Raw genomic sequence first — 14,755 nt, 5'->3', positions numbered from 1 at the left:
CAAACTCTTACTGTGTCTTGGGAAGCGCGTATGCTATCACGTAATCCCCACGGTCCGGGCTCTGGCGGGCGCCGCCTGCGACCACCACGACGTACTGGCGGTCCGACTTGGGCGACACATACGTCATCGGCGTGCCTTGCGAACCTACAGGCATGCGCGCCTTCCACACTTCACGGCCGGTGGCGATATCCATGGCGCGCAAATAGTAATCCTGCGTGCCCGCATAAAACACCAGGCCGGACGCCGTGCTCACGCCACCACCCAGGGTCGGCATGCCCAGCGGGATAGGCAACCTGGCGCGCACGCCGTTGATGACGGCATCGCGCACCGTGCCGGCCGGTCGCTCCCACACTTTCGTGCGCGTCTTGAGGTCGATGGCGGCAAACACGCCCCATGGCGGACTTTGGCAGGGAATGCCCAGCGGCGAGTTAAACGCCTTGTGGTCGATGACGAACGGCGTGCCATCCATCGGATAAGTGCTGCCCACGCCGTGGCCCGACGTCAGCTTGGCCACGTCCACCGTTTCGCGCGGCACCAGCTTGACCACTTGCGGCATGCGGATATCGTTGACGAACATATAGCCATTGCTTTCATCGACGGCCGCGCCGCCCCAGTTGAAGCCACCGTAGTAGCCCGGATAGATCAGCGTTTCGCGGGTGCTGGGCGCCGTGAACTCGCCCTGATAATTGAGCTTGCGGAAGCTGATGCGGCACGCCAGCTGGTCGAAGAAGGTGGCGCCCCACATGTCGCGCTCCGTCAGCGTTTCCGCACCGAGGGCCGGCATGCCGGTGGAATATGGCTGCGTCTTTGCCACCCAGTCGCCGGCCGCGTGTTCCTGCGGCACGGGTTTTTCGATGACTTCGGCTATCGGTTTGCCCGTGCGGCGGTCCAGCATGAATATCTGGCCACGCTTGGTCAGCTGCACCAGCGCGGGTATTTTTCCACCCTTGCCGTCCGGGACGTCGTACAGGGCCGGCTGCGCGGCCACATCGTAATCCCAGATATCGTGGTGGACGGTTTGATACGTCCAGCGCTCGCGGCCCGTGGCCATGTCGAGGGCGACGATGGCCGACGCGTATTTTTCCGTCAATGGCGGACGCTTGCCGCCCCAGAAGTCGGGCTGCTCGTTCCCCGTCGGCAGATAGACCAGGCCAAGTGCATCATCAAAAGCGGGCGTCGACCACATGTTCGGCGTGCTGCGCGTGTAGGTCTGCCCTTCCGGCGGAAGCTTCGTGATGGCCGGATTGCCCAGGTCCCAGGCCCACACCAGTTCCCCCGTGTCGGCGCTGTAGGCGCGCACGACGCCCGACGGTTCGTCGGTGGAGCGGCCATCGAAGACCCAGCCGCCGAGGATGATCAGGTTGCGCGCCACCGTGGGCGCGGACGTGTAGGCGTAGTACGGCACGTTCATCTTGACCTTGCCCAGGCCGACGGTCAGGTCGACGGAACCCTTGTCGCCGAAGCCCTCACACTGCTTGCCCGTCTGCGCGTCGATCTGAATCAGGCGCGCATCCATGGTCACTTGCACGATGCGCTTGGCGCAAACGCCCGCCACCGGCGCGCTGGCCGCTGTCATGCCGTCAAAGTGAAATGGCTTTGTCACTTTGGCCGGCTCGTAGTAAGCCACGCCACGGCAGCGGTTCCACGTTTTCGTGTTGGCCGGCTTCGGATCGAAAGTCCAGCGCTCCTCGCCCGTGTCCACGTCCAGCGCGATGACTTTGCTGGTCGGTGTGCACGTGTAGATGGTGTCGCCGATCTGCAGCGGCGTGTTTTGCGCTTCGGACGCGCCTTCGGCCAGCTCGCCCGAGCGGTAAGTCCACGCCACTTGCAACTGATCGACGTTAGCCTTGTCGATCTGCGTGTAGGGCGCGAAGCGCGTGCCCTTCGGTCCATAACCATAATGCGCCCAGTTGGCGCTGCCGTCATTGATGGCCGTCACAACATCCTGCTGCGGCTGCGCGGTGGCATCCAGCACGCCGTGCGGCTTGAACATGGCAGCGAAACCGGCCACCAGCACGACGGCAAACAGGGCCGCGAAGCCGCGCGACTGCCCATTATGCTTGCGACCCGCGAGCCACGGATGCAGCAAGGCGGCCGCCAGGCCGATGACGAGGAACGGCGCCAAACGCGGCACCATGGGCCAGAAGGCAAAGCCGATTTCCCACACGGCCCACAGCAAAGTGGCCAGCACCAGCACGCCGACAACGCCGCTCGCCAGCGGCTTGCGGCGCAAATACAGCACGCCGGCGAGAGTCAAACCGAGTCCAGCCAGCAGGTAATACCAGGAACCGCCGAGGGTAATCAGTTCGATGCCGCCCGCCGCCAGGGCCAGGCCGGAAAATCCAAGAAAAACGCCAAAAACCGTCAAGGCAAGCCGCTTGCCCCTGAAGACCGCCGGGATCGCCGGCGCCCCTTTATTTACTGAAGTGTCCATTTTTTATCCATGACGCCTCCCCTGCCCAGGCCAACACGCCGGGGATGGCTGATTTTTTAAATCTACGTAGTGAAACTGTACTGTACGGTTTCATTTTATGCCGATTTTTGACGCAAGGAAAGAAAAATTGACGCAGGAGCTTGATTTTTAGCGGGGATGGGAGGAGGTGCTGCCGGTTTTGACGTTTAAACAAACGCCGTTGGAACGCTCGAAAAACGCCCAGGGCTAGGCGCCGCGTCGAAGACAGTACGAATACTACGGCGAGACGCGGCAACAACGCCCTGGGCTTTTTCTCGAGCGTTACAAAGAGGCCATATCAATCACGAAGCGATAGCGTACATCGCTCTTGACGACGCGCTCAAACGCCTCATTGATATCCTGGATGCGGATGATCTCGATGTCCGACACAATATTGTGCTTGCCGCAGAAATCCAGCATTTCCTGGGTTTCCTTGATCGAGCCGATCATGGAGCCGGACAGGCTGCGGCGCGCGCCCACCAGGCCGAAGGCGTTCACGGGCGGCACGGCGCCGTCGGGGATGCCGACGATGACCATGTTGCCATCGACTTTCAGCAGGTTGATATATTGGTTCCAGTCGATCGAAGCGCCCACGGTGCAGATGATCAGATCGAACGTGCCGGCCAGTTTGCTGAACGTTTCCGCATCGTTGGTGGCGTAGTAATGGTCGGCGCCCAGGCGCAGGCCGTCTTCGCGCTTCGACAGGGTCTGGCTCAGCACCGTCACTTCGGCGCCCATGGCGTGGGCGATTTTCACGCCCATGTGGCCCAGGCCACCCATGCCCAAAATGGCGACCTGCTTGCCAGGACCGGCTTTCCAGTGGTTCAGCGGCGAGTACAGCGTGATGCCGGCGCACAGCAGCGGCGCGGCCGCGTCCAGCGGCAGGTTGTCCGGAATCGACAGCACATAGCCTTCCTTGACGACGATGCTGTCCGAGTAGCCGCCCTGCGTGGCCGTCTTGCCGTCCGCTTCCAGGCCGTTGTAGGTCTGGATCAGGCCTGGCATGTACTGTTCCAGGTCCACATTGCGCGTCTTGCAGGTGGTGCAGGAATCGACGAAGCAGCCCACGCCCACGTGGTCGCCCACCTTGAACTTGCTGACGTTGGCGCCGACGGCCGTGACGACGCCGGCGATTTCATGGCCAGGCACCATCGGGAAGGCGGCGCCGCCCCATTCGTCGCGCGCCTGGTGGATGTCGGAATGGCACACGCCACAGTATTTGATCGAGATGGCCACGTCGTCTTCGCGCGGGGCGCGGCGCTCGAACGTGAACGGTTGCAGTGCGGAAGTCGGGCCCAGTGCGGCGTAGCCTTTGGCGATGGTGGTCATGAAAACTCCTGTATCTAGATGTGTGTGACGAGGGGGACGCGTGCCATGCATGCGATTGCACAAGTGTGCCCGAGATGCCGGCCCGCCGTTACCGCGATCCTGCAAGACCTTTGCACGATCCTCCAAATCTGCGTAAGATCAACCCCTGCCCTTACCTACCTGACGCATACTGGCCCACATGTCCACCCTGTCCACACCTATCCTCCCGCAAGATGAAATCGCCGCCCTGATCAGCCGCCACGCGCCGCGCACGGGCGACTACGCGACGGCCATCGGCAACCTGACGTTCCACCGCCAGTCGTCGGTCACGGAATCGCTGTTCCATGCGGCGCGCCCCAGCGTGGCCATCATCGCGCAGGGGGCGAAAGACGTCACCCTGGGCACGGACACCTTCCATTACAGCCGCATGCAGTATCTGCTGACGTCCGTCGACCTGCCGGTGCAGGTCCGCGTGGTGGAAGCGAGCGTGGACAAGCCGCACCTGTGCGTGGTGCTGGGCATCGACATCGCCGACGTGGCCGCGCTGCTCGATAGCGAAAGCAGCAGCGACAGCGCGGCGCAGCAGAAAATCCTGCCCGCCACGCGCGGCATTTCCGTCAGCGACGTGTCGGCCGAGCTGCTCGACGCCATGCTGCGCCTCGTGCGCCTGCTGGACAAACCGGCGGAAATCGCCACCTTGGCGCCATTGATCCGCCGCGAACTGACCTACCGCCTGCTCAATGGCCCCGTCGGCGCGCGCCTGCGCCACATGGCGCTGGCCAGCAGCCAGTCGCACCAGGTGGGACAAGCCATCGACTGGATCAAGCACAATTATTGCGAGCCGCTGCGCATCGAGCACCTGGCCGGCATGGCGAACATGAGCATGTCATCGCTGCACCACCACTTCAAGGCGATTACGGCCATGACGCCGATGCAGTACCAGAAGCTGCTGCGGCTGCAGGAAGCGCGGCGCCTGATGCTGGTCGAGCAGATCGACGCGGGCACGGCCGGCTACCGGGTCGGCTACGCCAGCGAATCGCAGTTCAGCCGCGAATACAGCCGCCAGTTCGGCCGCGCGCCCATGCGCGACGTGGGCCAGGTGCGCGCGCAACTGAGCGGTGCCAGTGCTGACATGGCCTACTCCGTCTTGCCGTAACCGCCGCCACCCGGCGTTTCGATCACGAACACATCGCCCGCCAGCATGCCGGTCTTGCCGATATGCGCCAGGTGCTCCACCGTGCCGTCCGCCCGCTCCACGTAATTGCGTCCCAGCGCGCCCGCCGCGCCGCCATCCATGCCGAAAGGCGGATGGATGCGGTTGTTCGACAGGATCGCCGCCGTCATCGCTTCCAGGAAGCGCACGCGCCGCACGCCGCCATTGCCGCCGTGCCAGCGCCCCGCCCCGCCGGAACCTGGACGGATGCTGTAGCTGTCCAGCCGCACGGGAAAGCGCCATTCCAGGATTTCCGGGTCCGTCAGGCGCGAATTGGTCATGTTCGTCTGCACCACGTCCGTGCCGTCGAAGCCGGACCCGGCGCCCGAGCCGCCCGATATCGTCTCGTAATACTGGTACTTGGCGCTGCCGAACGTGAAATTGTTCATCGTTCCCTGCGACGCCGCCATGGCCCCCAGCGCGCCATACAGGGCATTCGTGATGCAGGTCGAGGTTTCCACGTTGCCCGAGACGACGGAGGCCGGATACTGCGGGTTGAGCATGGAGCCGGGCGGGATGATCACGGTCAAAGGCTTCAGGCAGCCCGCGTTCAAGGGAATCTCGTCGTCAACGAGGGTACGGAACACGTACAGCACGGCCGCCATGCAGACGGCGGACGGCGCGTTGAAATTGTTCGGCAGCTGGCTTGAGGTCCCCGTAAAGTCGATGACGGCACTGCGCCGCGCCACGTCGACCCTGATCGCCACCTGGATGCGCGCGCCGTTGTCCAGGTCCAGCACATAGCCGCCATCCTTCAGGGTGGTGATGACCCTGCGCACGGCTTCCTCGGCATTGTCCTGCACGTGGCCCATGTAGGCTTGCACGACAGGCAAACCGAAATGCGCGACCATCTTGTGCAGCTCCTCGGCCCCCTTCTGGTTGGCCGCCACCTGGGCGCGCAGGTCAGCCAAATTCTGCTGCGGATTGCGCGCCGGCCAGCTAGCGCCCGCCAGCAGGGCCAGTGTTTCCGCCTCGCGCAATAGTCCCGTGGCGCCGTCGACCAGCTTGAAATTGTCGATCAACACGCCCTCTTCCTCGATGCGCGTGGAGTCGGGCGGCATGGAGCCCGGTGTCGTGCCGCCGATGTCCGCATGGTGGCCGCGCGAACCGACATAGAACAGGATGGCGCCGCCCGCTTCGTCAAACACAGGCGAGATCACCGTCACGTCGGGCAAGTGCGTGCCGCCGTGGTACGGGTCGTTCAGCATGAAGACGTCGCCCGGCCGCATGGTTCCCGCATTGCGCGTCATGACGGTGCGGATGCTCTCGCCCATGGACCCCAGGTGCACGGGCATATGCGGCGCATTCGCGATCAAATGGCCTTGCGCATCGAAGATGGCGCAGCTGAAGTCGAGCCGTTCCTTGATGTTGACGGAATGGGCCGTATTTTGCAGGCGCAGGCCCATCTGCTCGGCAATCGACATGAACAGATTATTGAAAATTTCCAGCATCACGGGGTCGGCTTGCGTCCCGATGGCGCGCCGCTCCGGGAGGGCGGCGACCCTGCGCAAGATCAAATGGCCGTGCGCCGTGACGTCCGCGCGCCAGCCCGGTTCGATCACGGTGGTGGCGTTGGCGTCGCTGACGATGGCCGGGCCATCGATGCTATCGCCGGGGCGCAGGCTGTCTGCCCCATACAGGCCGCTGTCGCGCCACACGCCGGCGCAGTACATGGCCACCGTCTGCACGGGCGCCAGCAGGCCTGCACGCGGTGCATGGACCGGCGCGGCCACTTGCGGCGCATCGGACGCGCCGATGGCTTCCACGGAAATGGCCTCGACGATCAAGGCGCGCGCCGGCATCAAAAAGGAAAAGCGTTTTTTGTAGGCCGCTTCAAACTGCGCCTGCATGCCGACGGCCGTGTCGAACAGCACGACGAGGGCCGAATCCGTGCCCTCATAGCGCAGGTGCACTCGCGACACCAGCTCGATGCGTTCCTGCCCCACGCCCTGGCGCAGCAAGTCGCCGCGCGCCAGTTCTCCCAGCGCCGCGAAATCAGCCTCCAGGTCCACATCCAATGCCGCTTCGATGGCCCGCTCGCGCATGGCGCTCTGGTCGGCCAGGCCCATGCCGTAGGCCGACATCACGCCGGCCAGGCTGTGGATGAACACCGTGCGCATGCCCAGCGCATCGGCCACCAGGCAGGCGTGCTGGCCGCCCGCGCCGCCAAAGCTGGTGAGCGTATATTCGGTGACGTCGTGGCCGCGCTGCACGGAAATCTGCTTGATGGCGTTGGCCATGTTCCCTACGGCGATGGCGATGTAACCTTCGGCCACCTGTTCCGGGGTGCTGTCTACCGTGCGCGCCAGCGCTTCGAACTGGGTGCGCACGGTGGCCGCGTCCAGCGCTTCATTCGCGTCGGGGCCGAACACGCGGGGGAAGAAAGCTGGCTGCAGCTTGCCCAGCATGACGTTGCAGTCAGTGACGGCCAGCGGGCCGCCGCGCCGGTAGCTGGCAGGGCCGGGATTGGCGCCCGCGCTGTCCGGCCCCACCTTGTAGCGGGCGCCGTCGAAATGCAGGATGGAGCCGCCGCCGGCCGCCACCGTGTGGATGCTCATCATGGGCGCGCGCATGCGCACGCCGGCGATCTGCGTCTCGAACACGCGTTCGAACTCGCCCGCGTAATGCGACACGTCGGTGGAGGTGCCGCCCATATCGAAGCCGATGACTTTATCGAAGCCGGCCAGGGCGCTGGCGCGCACCATGCCGACGATGCCGCCCGCGGGGCCGGACAAGATGCTGTCCTTGCCCTGGAAGGCGCGCGCATCCGTCAGGCCGCCGTTCGACTGCATGAATTGCAGGTGCACGCCGGGCAGCTCCATCGCCAGCTGGTCGACGTAGCGGCGCAAAATCGGCGACAGATAGGCGTCGACCACCGTGGTGTCGCCGCGCGCCACCAGTTTCATCATGGGGCTGACCTCGTGCGATACGGAGACCTGCGTAAAACCCACTTCGCGCGCCAGCTGCGCCACCCGCGCCTCGTGCGCGTGGTAGCGGCAGCCGTGCATCAGCACGACCGCGATGGCGCGCACGCCACGCGCATAAGCCTGTTCCAGCGCGGCGCGCGCGGCGGGTTCGTCGAGCGGGGTCACGACTTCACCGTGGGCGCCCGTGCGTTCATTGATCTCGATCACGTCGCCGTACAGCAGTTCCGGCAGGATGATCTGGCGGGCGAACAGCTGCGGGCGGTTCTGGTAGGCGATGCGCAAGGCGTCGCGAAAACCGCGCGTGATGGCCAGCACGGTGGGCTCGCCCTTGCGTTCGAGCAGCGCATTGGTGGCGACCGTCGTGCCCATCTTGATGGCGCCCACCTGTTCCACGGGCAAGGGCGTACCAGGCCCAAGGTCCATCAGCTGGCGCATGCCGGTCAGCGCCGCGTCGCGGTACTGGCCCGGGTTTTCCGACAGCAGCTTATGCGTGGCCAGGCTGCCGTCAGGACGGCGCGCCACGATGTCCGTAAAGGTGCCGCCCCGGTCGATCCAGAATTGCCAGTCCATCGCCCTACCCCCGCGCTTATGTGAGATGGCTATTGTAGCCGCACAATTTACGACGCACTGCAGGCGTGCGCGCCTTGCCTTTCGTCCGCTTCGGCCTTATGTTGAAGACATGCTGACTAACGGAACACGCTCCATGCCCCTGATCGACTCTTCCACACCGCTGTACTCCATCGCCGAATTGCGCGCCATCGAACAAGCGGCCATGCAAGACCTGCCGCAAGGGCTGCTGATGCAGCGCGCGGGCCAGGCTGCCGCCAGTGCCGCCCTGAAGCTGCTGCACGCCCAGGAAGATGGCGACAGCGCGGGCCACCGGCGCGTACTGGTGCTGGCCGGCCCCGGCGACAATGGCGGCGACGCGCTGGAAGCGGCGGCGCACCTGGCCGGCAGCGGCACCGAGGTACTCGTCTGGCTGGCGCCCGAGGCGCAAGCCACGTCGCCCGAACGCGAACAGGCGCTGAGCCGCGCGCGCAACAGTGCCGCGCGCTGCATGGAAGCGGCAACCTCGATGGCGTCGGCGGCAGTGGGCGCGGCGCCCTGGCACCTCGTCATCGATGGCCTGTTCGGCATCGGCGCGTCGCGTCCCCTGGATGGCGAATGCCGCGACATGGCGCAGCTGGTCAACAATCTCGCTTGCCCCGTGCTGGCGCTCGACGTGCCCAGCGGCCTGCACGCGGACACGGGCGCCATCGACGGCGTCGCCATCCGCGCCACGCATACACTCACCTTCATCGGCGACAAGCCGGGCCTGCACACGGCGAATGGCCGCGACTACGCGGGGGAAGTGGAAGTGGCCGCGCTGGCCATCGCCCCTGCCCTGCTGCCGCCAGCCAGGGCCCAGCTGGGCGGCCTGCACCTGTTCGCGCGCCAGTTGCAGCCGCGCCGGCAAAACACGCACAAGGGCAGCTATGGCAGCGTGGCCATCATCGGCGGCGCGCAAGGCATGGCCGGCGCGCCCATCCTGGCGGCCCGCACGGCCCTGCATGCGGGCGCGGGACGCGTCTACATCGCCTTTCCCGACGCACCGCCCGCCTTCGACAACGGCCAGCCGGAACTGATGTGCCGGCACGCCAGGGACGTGGATTTCTCGGGCCTGCACTTTGCCGCGCTGGTGGCGGGGCCCGGCCTCGGCGACAAGACCGGCACGGTGGAGCTGCTGCAGCGTGCCATTGACAGCGACAGCCCCCTGCTGCTGGACGCGGACGCGCTGAACCTGATGGTGGCCGAGCCGGAGCTGCAATCGGCGCTGGCCGTGCGCACGGGTGCGGGGGCGACGATACTGACGCCGCATCCGCTGGAAGCGGCACGCCTGCTCGACATGACGGTGGCCGAGGTGCAGGCCGACCGCCTGGGCGCGGCGCGCCAGCTGGCCACGCAGCTGGGCGTCATCGTCGTATTGAAAGGTTCGGGCACGGTGATCGCTGCAGCCGATGGCCATGTAGTCGTCAACAACACGGGCGGCCCCGCCCTGGCGACGGCTGGCACGGGCGACGTCTTGTCAGGCCTGTGCGGCAGCCTGCTGGCGCAGGGCTGGCCGGAATGGGAAGCGGCGCTGGGCGCCGTATGGCTGCACGGCGCGGCGGCCGATGCACTGGTGGCCGCAGGCAGCGGCCCGATCGGGCTGACGGCCGGAGAATTGATCCCGGCCATCCGGAAATTGATCAATGCCTTGTCGGAGGCTTGAGCGAGTTGTTGGATTAGCCCGCAAGCGCGTAATCCGACAACCACCAGCCGCAATTACACCAACCTGCCCGCTGCAATCGTGATGGTCCGCCCGCAGCGGGCCGCAATCGAACTGTCATGCGTGACAAGCACCAGGGTCGATCCCCGTTCGCGGTTGAGCTCGAACATCAGCTGGATCACGGCTTCACCGGTGGCGGCGTCCAGGCTGCCCGTCGGTTCATCGGCGAACAGCAGCGGCGGCTCCGTCACGAAGGCGCGGGCCAGGGCCACGCGCTGCTGCTCGCCGCCGGACAGGTATTTCGGATAGTGCTTCAAACGGCTGCCCAGGTTTACTCTCCCCAGCATGGCTTGCGCCTTTTCCTTCGCGTCCGGGTCGCCGCGCAATTCCAGCGGCAGCATGACGTTTTCCAGCGCCGTCAGGTGGGCCAGCAGCTGGAAGGACTGGAACACGAAACCGAGCTTTTCCTTGCGGAAACCGGCGCGGCCGTCTTCGTCGAGGGCGAAGATATCGGTGCCGTCGAGGATGACCTTGCCCTCGCTGGGCGTGTCCAGTCCCGCCAGCAAGCCTAGCAAGGTGGACTTGCCGGAACCGGAAGCGCCGACGATGGCCAGCGTCTCCGCCGTTTGCACGGTAAAATCGACTTGATGCAGGATGGTCAGCTCACCATCGGCATCGGGTACGCGCTTGGCCAGCTGGACCACTTCGATGGCCGGCCGGGCATTTTGGCCGTTTTGGCTGTTGCTTGCGGCGGGCTGCTGGGCTGCTCGCCGTGCTGCTGTCTCTGACGGGAGAAAACTGGTGGAAGTCGCTTTAGGGAATTCGGGCATGCTGATCTATCTTAAAAAATTTCGTGAACAAATAAGTGTCAAGGGCAGCAGCCGCATGCGGCGGCGCACCCTGTCCTTGCTTCCTGCGGCAGCCCTGCTCCTGGTGTCAGGCATGACGAACGCCTATTCTGCACCAAAAACGCTGCTGGTGCTCGGCGACAGTCTCTCGGCCGAGTATGGGCTGGCACGGGGCACGGGCTGGGTGGCGCTGCTGGAACAGCGGCTGCAAGCGCAAAAGAACGATACGCGCATCGTCAACGCCAGCATCAGCGGCGAGACCACCAGCGGCGGCCGCGCGCGCCTGCCCACCCTGTTGGCGAAGCACCAGCCCGACGTCGTGCTGATCGAACTGGGCGCCAACGACGGCTTGCGCGGTTTGCCCGTGGCGGCCGCCGAGGCGAATCTGCGCGCCATGGGCGAAGCGGCCAAAAAATCGGGCGCGCAAGTGGTGCTGGTGGGCATGCGCATGCCGCCCAACTATGGCCGCGCCTATGGCGAGCAGTTTTATGGCGTGTACGGCAAGCTGGCCAGGGAATGGAAGGCCCCGCTGGTGCCCTTCATGTTCGAAGGCATCGCCGACCAGCCGCAGCTGTTCCAGGCCGACCGCATGCACCCGAATGCAAAGGCGCATCCGACGATTCTGAAAAATATCTGGCCGCAACTGGCGCCGTTGCTGAAAGCAAAGTAAAGCAGCCCATTCCGCAGACAAAAAAAATAGCCGCTCGAAAGCGGCTATTTTTATGTGTGGAAACTAATCTTACGGCGCTTCCGGCGCTGGGGTGGCTGGGGCGGTGACCGGTTTGACGATCTTCACCTTGGCCTTGGCTTTCAGGTACTCGACGTAATCGAACATTTCCTGTTGTGCCAGGATACCGCTGATCTGGTCTTTCTCTTGCTGGCGGCGCGCTGCGTCGACTTGCTCCGGCTGCTGCACCTTGGCGATGCGGTAGATGCCGTAGCCCAGGGCTGGCAGGTCCACGCCCACATAGGCTGGCAGCTTGCTCGTGTCCGCTTTCATGACTTGCGCGATGGCGGCACGGTTGATGCCGTCAAGCTTGCTGCGCGATACCCATTGCGCAGCGCCGAAACCGCTGGCGTCGCCCGAAGCCTTCAAGGCAGCCAGCTTGGTCTCGCCCGCTTTCTTGGCCAGCTTTTCCGCTTCTTCCAGGGTCACGCGCTGACGGATCATCGCTTCGACTTCGGCCAGCGGACGCTTGCTGGCAGGCTTGAATTCCACCACCCGGCCAGCGATCAGCACGTTCGGCGCAACGGTCACGGCTTCCGTGTTGCGCTTGTCTTTCAGCGAATCGTTCGAGAAGATGGCGGCCAGGAACTTGGCGTTGTTGAACGGCGCCTTGCCCAGTGCTGGCGACGGCGTGCGCGACAGGTTGGCGACGCTTTCCACTTTCAGTTTCAGCTTGTCGGCCACCGGCTTCAGGCTGTCCGATTGCTCGTAGACCGTGTTGGTGAACGTTTCCGCCATTTCCGAGTATTTCTTGGCAGCAAATTGCTTGCGCAGGTCGGCCGTGATTTCGCCGCGCACTTCGTCCAGCGCACGCACGTGCTGTGGCTTGAGCGAGGTGACGGTCAGGATGTGGAAGCCGAAATCGGAAGCGACGACGTCGCTGATTTCGCCCTGCTTGAGTTTCGCGACAGCGCTCAGCAGCGGAGCTGGCAAGCCATCCTTGCCAATCACGCCCAGGTCGCCGCCCTGTTCCGCGGATGCCGGATCTTCCGACTTGGCTTTCGCCACGGTGGCAAAGCTGGCAGGCGCCTTGCGCACGTCAGCCAGGATGGCTTCGGCCTTGGCCTTGGCGGCGGCCTTGTCGGCAGCCGATGCGTCTTTCTTGACGGCGACGAGGATGTGGCTGGCCTGGCGCGCTTCTTCCGTCGTGTAGGCTTTCTGGTTCTTCGCGTAGTAGCCCGTCACGTCGGCGTCGGTGACATCAACTTGCTCGCCGGCAGCGCTGTCGTCCAGCACGACGTATTCGATCTTGGCTTGTTCCGGGATTTCGAAGAACTTGCTGTTCTTGTCATAGAAAGCCTTGATCATGGCGTCCGTCACTTTGACTTCCGGCACGTACTGGGCGATCGGCAGCAGCAGTTCCTGCACTTCGCGCTCTTCAGAGGTGATGTCGGACAAACGCTTGGAGACGGTGCTCGGCGCGAAGGCGGTGCCTTGCACGGCGCCGGCCAGTTGCTGCAGGGCCAGGTCGCTGCGGCGGCGCGCATCGTACATCTGCGGCGTCATGCCTTGGGCAGCCAGCATGGCCTTGTAGCGTTCCAGGTCGAATTTACCGTCCGGCAAGGTCAAGCCTGGGATTTCCAGCACTTCCTTTTGCAGCACGGCATCGCTGATGACCAGGTGGCTACGGCCCACTTCGGCGGCCACGGCGCGCTCGGCGATCAGGTTGTCGAGGATGCTCTGGCGCGCTTCCGGCGTGTCAAACATTTTTTGGTCGAACTGCTCGCCCATCATCTGGCGATAGCGGTCGATCTGCTGGCGTTGCGCTTCTTCATATTGCTGCTGCGTAACGACCTGGTCGCCGACCTTGGCGATGGTGTTCGCGCCGTCGCCGAAGCTTTGGTAGCCGCTGATACCGACCAGTGCAAAAGACGGGACGATGACCAGCATCAGGAGAAACTGCATCAAGCGTCGATGGGTACGAATAAATTCAAACATGGTCAGCCAATTCGGGATGAGTGGATCACTATAAAAAAAGGCGAACATGCGTTCGCCTTGATTTCTTCGGCGGAATGGACGGGACAGATGTCCACTTCCCCTTTAGATTCAACAACTTGGCGCTGGAACTAAAGCAGGATTCTGACGCCCAAGCCATTATCTCCTGATTCTACAATGCCCATAGCGCTATAGCAAGAGTAAATCAGGGCGCGCGCCCTGCCCTGGCGCCGCCTGGACGGCAAGGCGCCGGACTCGGGCATTTAACCCTGCGCAGCTTAAAGCGGATTTAAACGCAGGCGTTTTTATTCAAAACGGCAGGAGGGGATTTTAAAAAGCAGGCGCGCGGAGATAATCTGGCGCTGAAAAAGAAAAACCCGCGCTACTTATTCAGCAGCGCGGGCTTCTATATTCTGGCGGAGCGGACGGGACTCGAACCCGCGACCCCCGACGTGACAGGCCGGTATTCTAACCAACTGAACTACCACTCCTTAAGAGCGTATTTTTTTGGCGGAGCGGACGGGACTCGAACCCGCGACCTCCGACGTGACAGGCCGGCATTCTAACCAACTGAACTACCACTCCGAAAAATACACAGTACTACTTGCATTTGTATCCAGGGCTGTTATTCGAAGAACTTCAACCCTGAAATCGCGGCACCCGGAGGCGCCGCCAAATGTTTCCGGTGATTGTCACCTCACCGAAGTCCGTTAGTTTACAGCATCCTTCAAAGCTTTACCAGCTTTAAATTTTGGAACTTTTGCAGCTTCGATCGTGATCGCTTCTTTCGTACGCGGATTGCGGCCGGTACGCTCAGCGCGTTCGCTGACCGAGAAAGTGCCAAAACCAACCAGCGTCACGCTGTCGTTGTTTTTCAAAGTTTCCGTCACGCCGCCGATAACAGCGTCGAGTGCGCGCGCAGCGGCGGCTTTGGAAATGTCAGCTTTTTCAGCAATGTGGTCGATCAATTCAGTCTTGTTCACTAGCATCCCCAATTACAAAGGTATAAAACGTTTACCGTATCGTTGCGGCACTTTTGGCACCACAGCTGTCCGGCGAAAAAAATGTGCAGGCGTATTAAACAAGCCACACTGTAT

General features: G+C 63.6%; 9 protein-coding genes and 2 tRNA genes. 3 read left to right on the top strand and 8 right to left on the bottom strand.

The genetic code is table 11. From position 1 onward, the window contains the following. Positions 1-7: 7 nt before the first annotated feature. Both AC3IQ7_RS15205 and AC3IQ7_RS15200 read right to left on the bottom strand, forming a co-directional pair. Positions 8-2,434 carry a membrane-bound PQQ-dependent dehydrogenase, glucose/quinate/shikimate family gene (locus tag AC3IQ7_RS15205; RefSeq protein WP_489206525.1) on the bottom strand — a complete coding sequence of 809 codons (2,427 nt, stop codon included), beginning with the start codon at positions 2,432-2,434 and terminating at the stop codon, positions 8-10. A 300-nt stretch (positions 2,435-2,734) separates the two neighbouring features. Continuing rightward, the gene (locus tag AC3IQ7_RS15200; protein ID WP_092716513.1) at positions 2,735-3,781 is read right to left on the bottom strand and encodes an NAD(P)-dependent alcohol dehydrogenase; all 1,047 of its coding nucleotides are present in this window, start codon (positions 3,779-3,781) and stop codon (positions 2,735-2,737) included. Positions 3,782-3,959: 178 nt separating this feature from the next. On the opposite strand from AC3IQ7_RS15200, the gene AC3IQ7_RS15195 reads away from it, so the two are divergent. Continuing rightward, complete coding sequence (locus AC3IQ7_RS15195) at positions 3,960-4,916, top strand: AraC family transcriptional regulator (protein ID WP_489206524.1); 957 nt, start codon at positions 3,960-3,962, stop codon at positions 4,914-4,916. Here AC3IQ7_RS15195 and AC3IQ7_RS15190 read toward each other — a convergent pair. Next, complete coding sequence (locus AC3IQ7_RS15190; RefSeq protein WP_489206523.1) at positions 4,898-8,470, bottom strand: hydantoinase B/oxoprolinase family protein; 3,573 nt, start codon at positions 8,468-8,470, stop codon at positions 4,898-4,900. The genes AC3IQ7_RS15195 and AC3IQ7_RS15190 overlap by 19 nt on opposite strands. A 133-nt stretch (positions 8,471-8,603) precedes the next feature. Between AC3IQ7_RS15190 and AC3IQ7_RS15185 the strand changes: the two genes are divergently transcribed. Continuing rightward, a complete protein-coding gene (locus tag AC3IQ7_RS15185) occupies positions 8,604-10,151 on the top strand; it encodes an NAD(P)H-hydrate dehydratase (protein WP_489206522.1) in 1,548 nt (515 codons plus the stop codon). 53 nt (positions 10,152-10,204) lie between these two features. Here AC3IQ7_RS15185 and AC3IQ7_RS15180 read toward each other — a convergent pair whose 3' ends face one another. After that, positions 10,205-10,852 carry an ABC transporter ATP-binding protein gene (locus tag AC3IQ7_RS15180; RefSeq protein ID WP_070301963.1) on the bottom strand — a complete coding sequence of 216 codons (648 nt, stop codon included), beginning with the start codon at positions 10,850-10,852 and terminating at the stop codon, positions 10,205-10,207. Between the two features lie 124 nt (positions 10,853-10,976). On the opposite strand from AC3IQ7_RS15180, the gene AC3IQ7_RS15175 reads away from it, so the two are divergent. After that, on the top strand, positions 10,977-11,666 hold the full coding sequence (locus tag AC3IQ7_RS15175; RefSeq protein ID WP_489206521.1) for an arylesterase: 690 nt from the start codon (positions 10,977-10,979) through the stop codon (positions 11,664-11,666). A 69-nt stretch (positions 11,667-11,735) separates the two neighbouring features. Here the strand turns inward: AC3IQ7_RS15175 and AC3IQ7_RS15170 are convergent, their stop codons facing one another. The 4 genes from AC3IQ7_RS15170 to AC3IQ7_RS15155 form a co-directional block, all read right to left on the bottom strand. Then, positions 11,736-13,661, bottom strand: a complete 1,926-nt coding sequence (locus tag AC3IQ7_RS15170; RefSeq protein WP_489206520.1) for a SurA N-terminal domain-containing protein — start codon at positions 13,659-13,661, stop codon at positions 11,736-11,738. 411 nt (positions 13,662-14,072) lie between these two features. Beyond that, positions 14,073-14,149, bottom strand: a tRNA-Asp gene (locus tag AC3IQ7_RS15165). Between the two features lie 17 nt (positions 14,150-14,166). Next, a tRNA-Asp gene (locus AC3IQ7_RS15160) sits at positions 14,167-14,243 on the bottom strand. 125 nt (positions 14,244-14,368) lie between these two features. After that, positions 14,369-14,641, bottom strand: a complete 273-nt coding sequence (locus tag AC3IQ7_RS15155) for an HU family DNA-binding protein (protein WP_010398442.1) — start codon at positions 14,639-14,641, stop codon at positions 14,369-14,371. Between the last annotated feature and the right edge of the window lie 114 nt (positions 14,642-14,755).

It is taken from the genome of Janthinobacterium sp. GL_088, assembly GCF_057837845.1.
This window is presented reverse-complemented; position numbering and strand designations above follow the sequence as displayed.

Bases quoted from the DNA above. Each gene is read 5' to 3' on its own strand.
- AC3IQ7_RS15205 (WP_489206525.1), bottom strand. From the start codon at position 2,434: ATGGACACTTCAGTAAATAAAGGGGCGCCGGCGATCCCGGCGGTCTTC.
- AC3IQ7_RS15200 (WP_092716513.1), bottom strand. From the start codon at position 3,781: ATGACCACCATCGCCAAAGGCTACGCCGCACTGGGCCCGACTTCCGCA.
- AC3IQ7_RS15195 (WP_489206524.1), top strand. From the start codon at position 3,960: ATGTCCACCCTGTCCACACCTATCCTCCCGCAAGATGAAATCGCCGCC.
- AC3IQ7_RS15190 (WP_489206523.1), bottom strand. From the start codon at position 8,470: ATGGACTGGCAATTCTGGATCGACCGGGGCGGCACCTTTACGGACATC.
- AC3IQ7_RS15185 (WP_489206522.1), top strand. From the start codon at position 8,604: ATGCCCCTGATCGACTCTTCCACACCGCTGTACTCCATCGCCGAATTG.
- AC3IQ7_RS15175 (WP_489206521.1), top strand. From the start codon at position 10,977: ATGCTGATCTATCTTAAAAAATTTCGTGAACAAATAAGTGTCAAGGGC.
- AC3IQ7_RS15170 (WP_489206520.1), bottom strand. From the start codon at position 13,661: ATGTTTGAATTTATTCGTACCCATCGACGCTTGATGCAGTTTCTCCTG.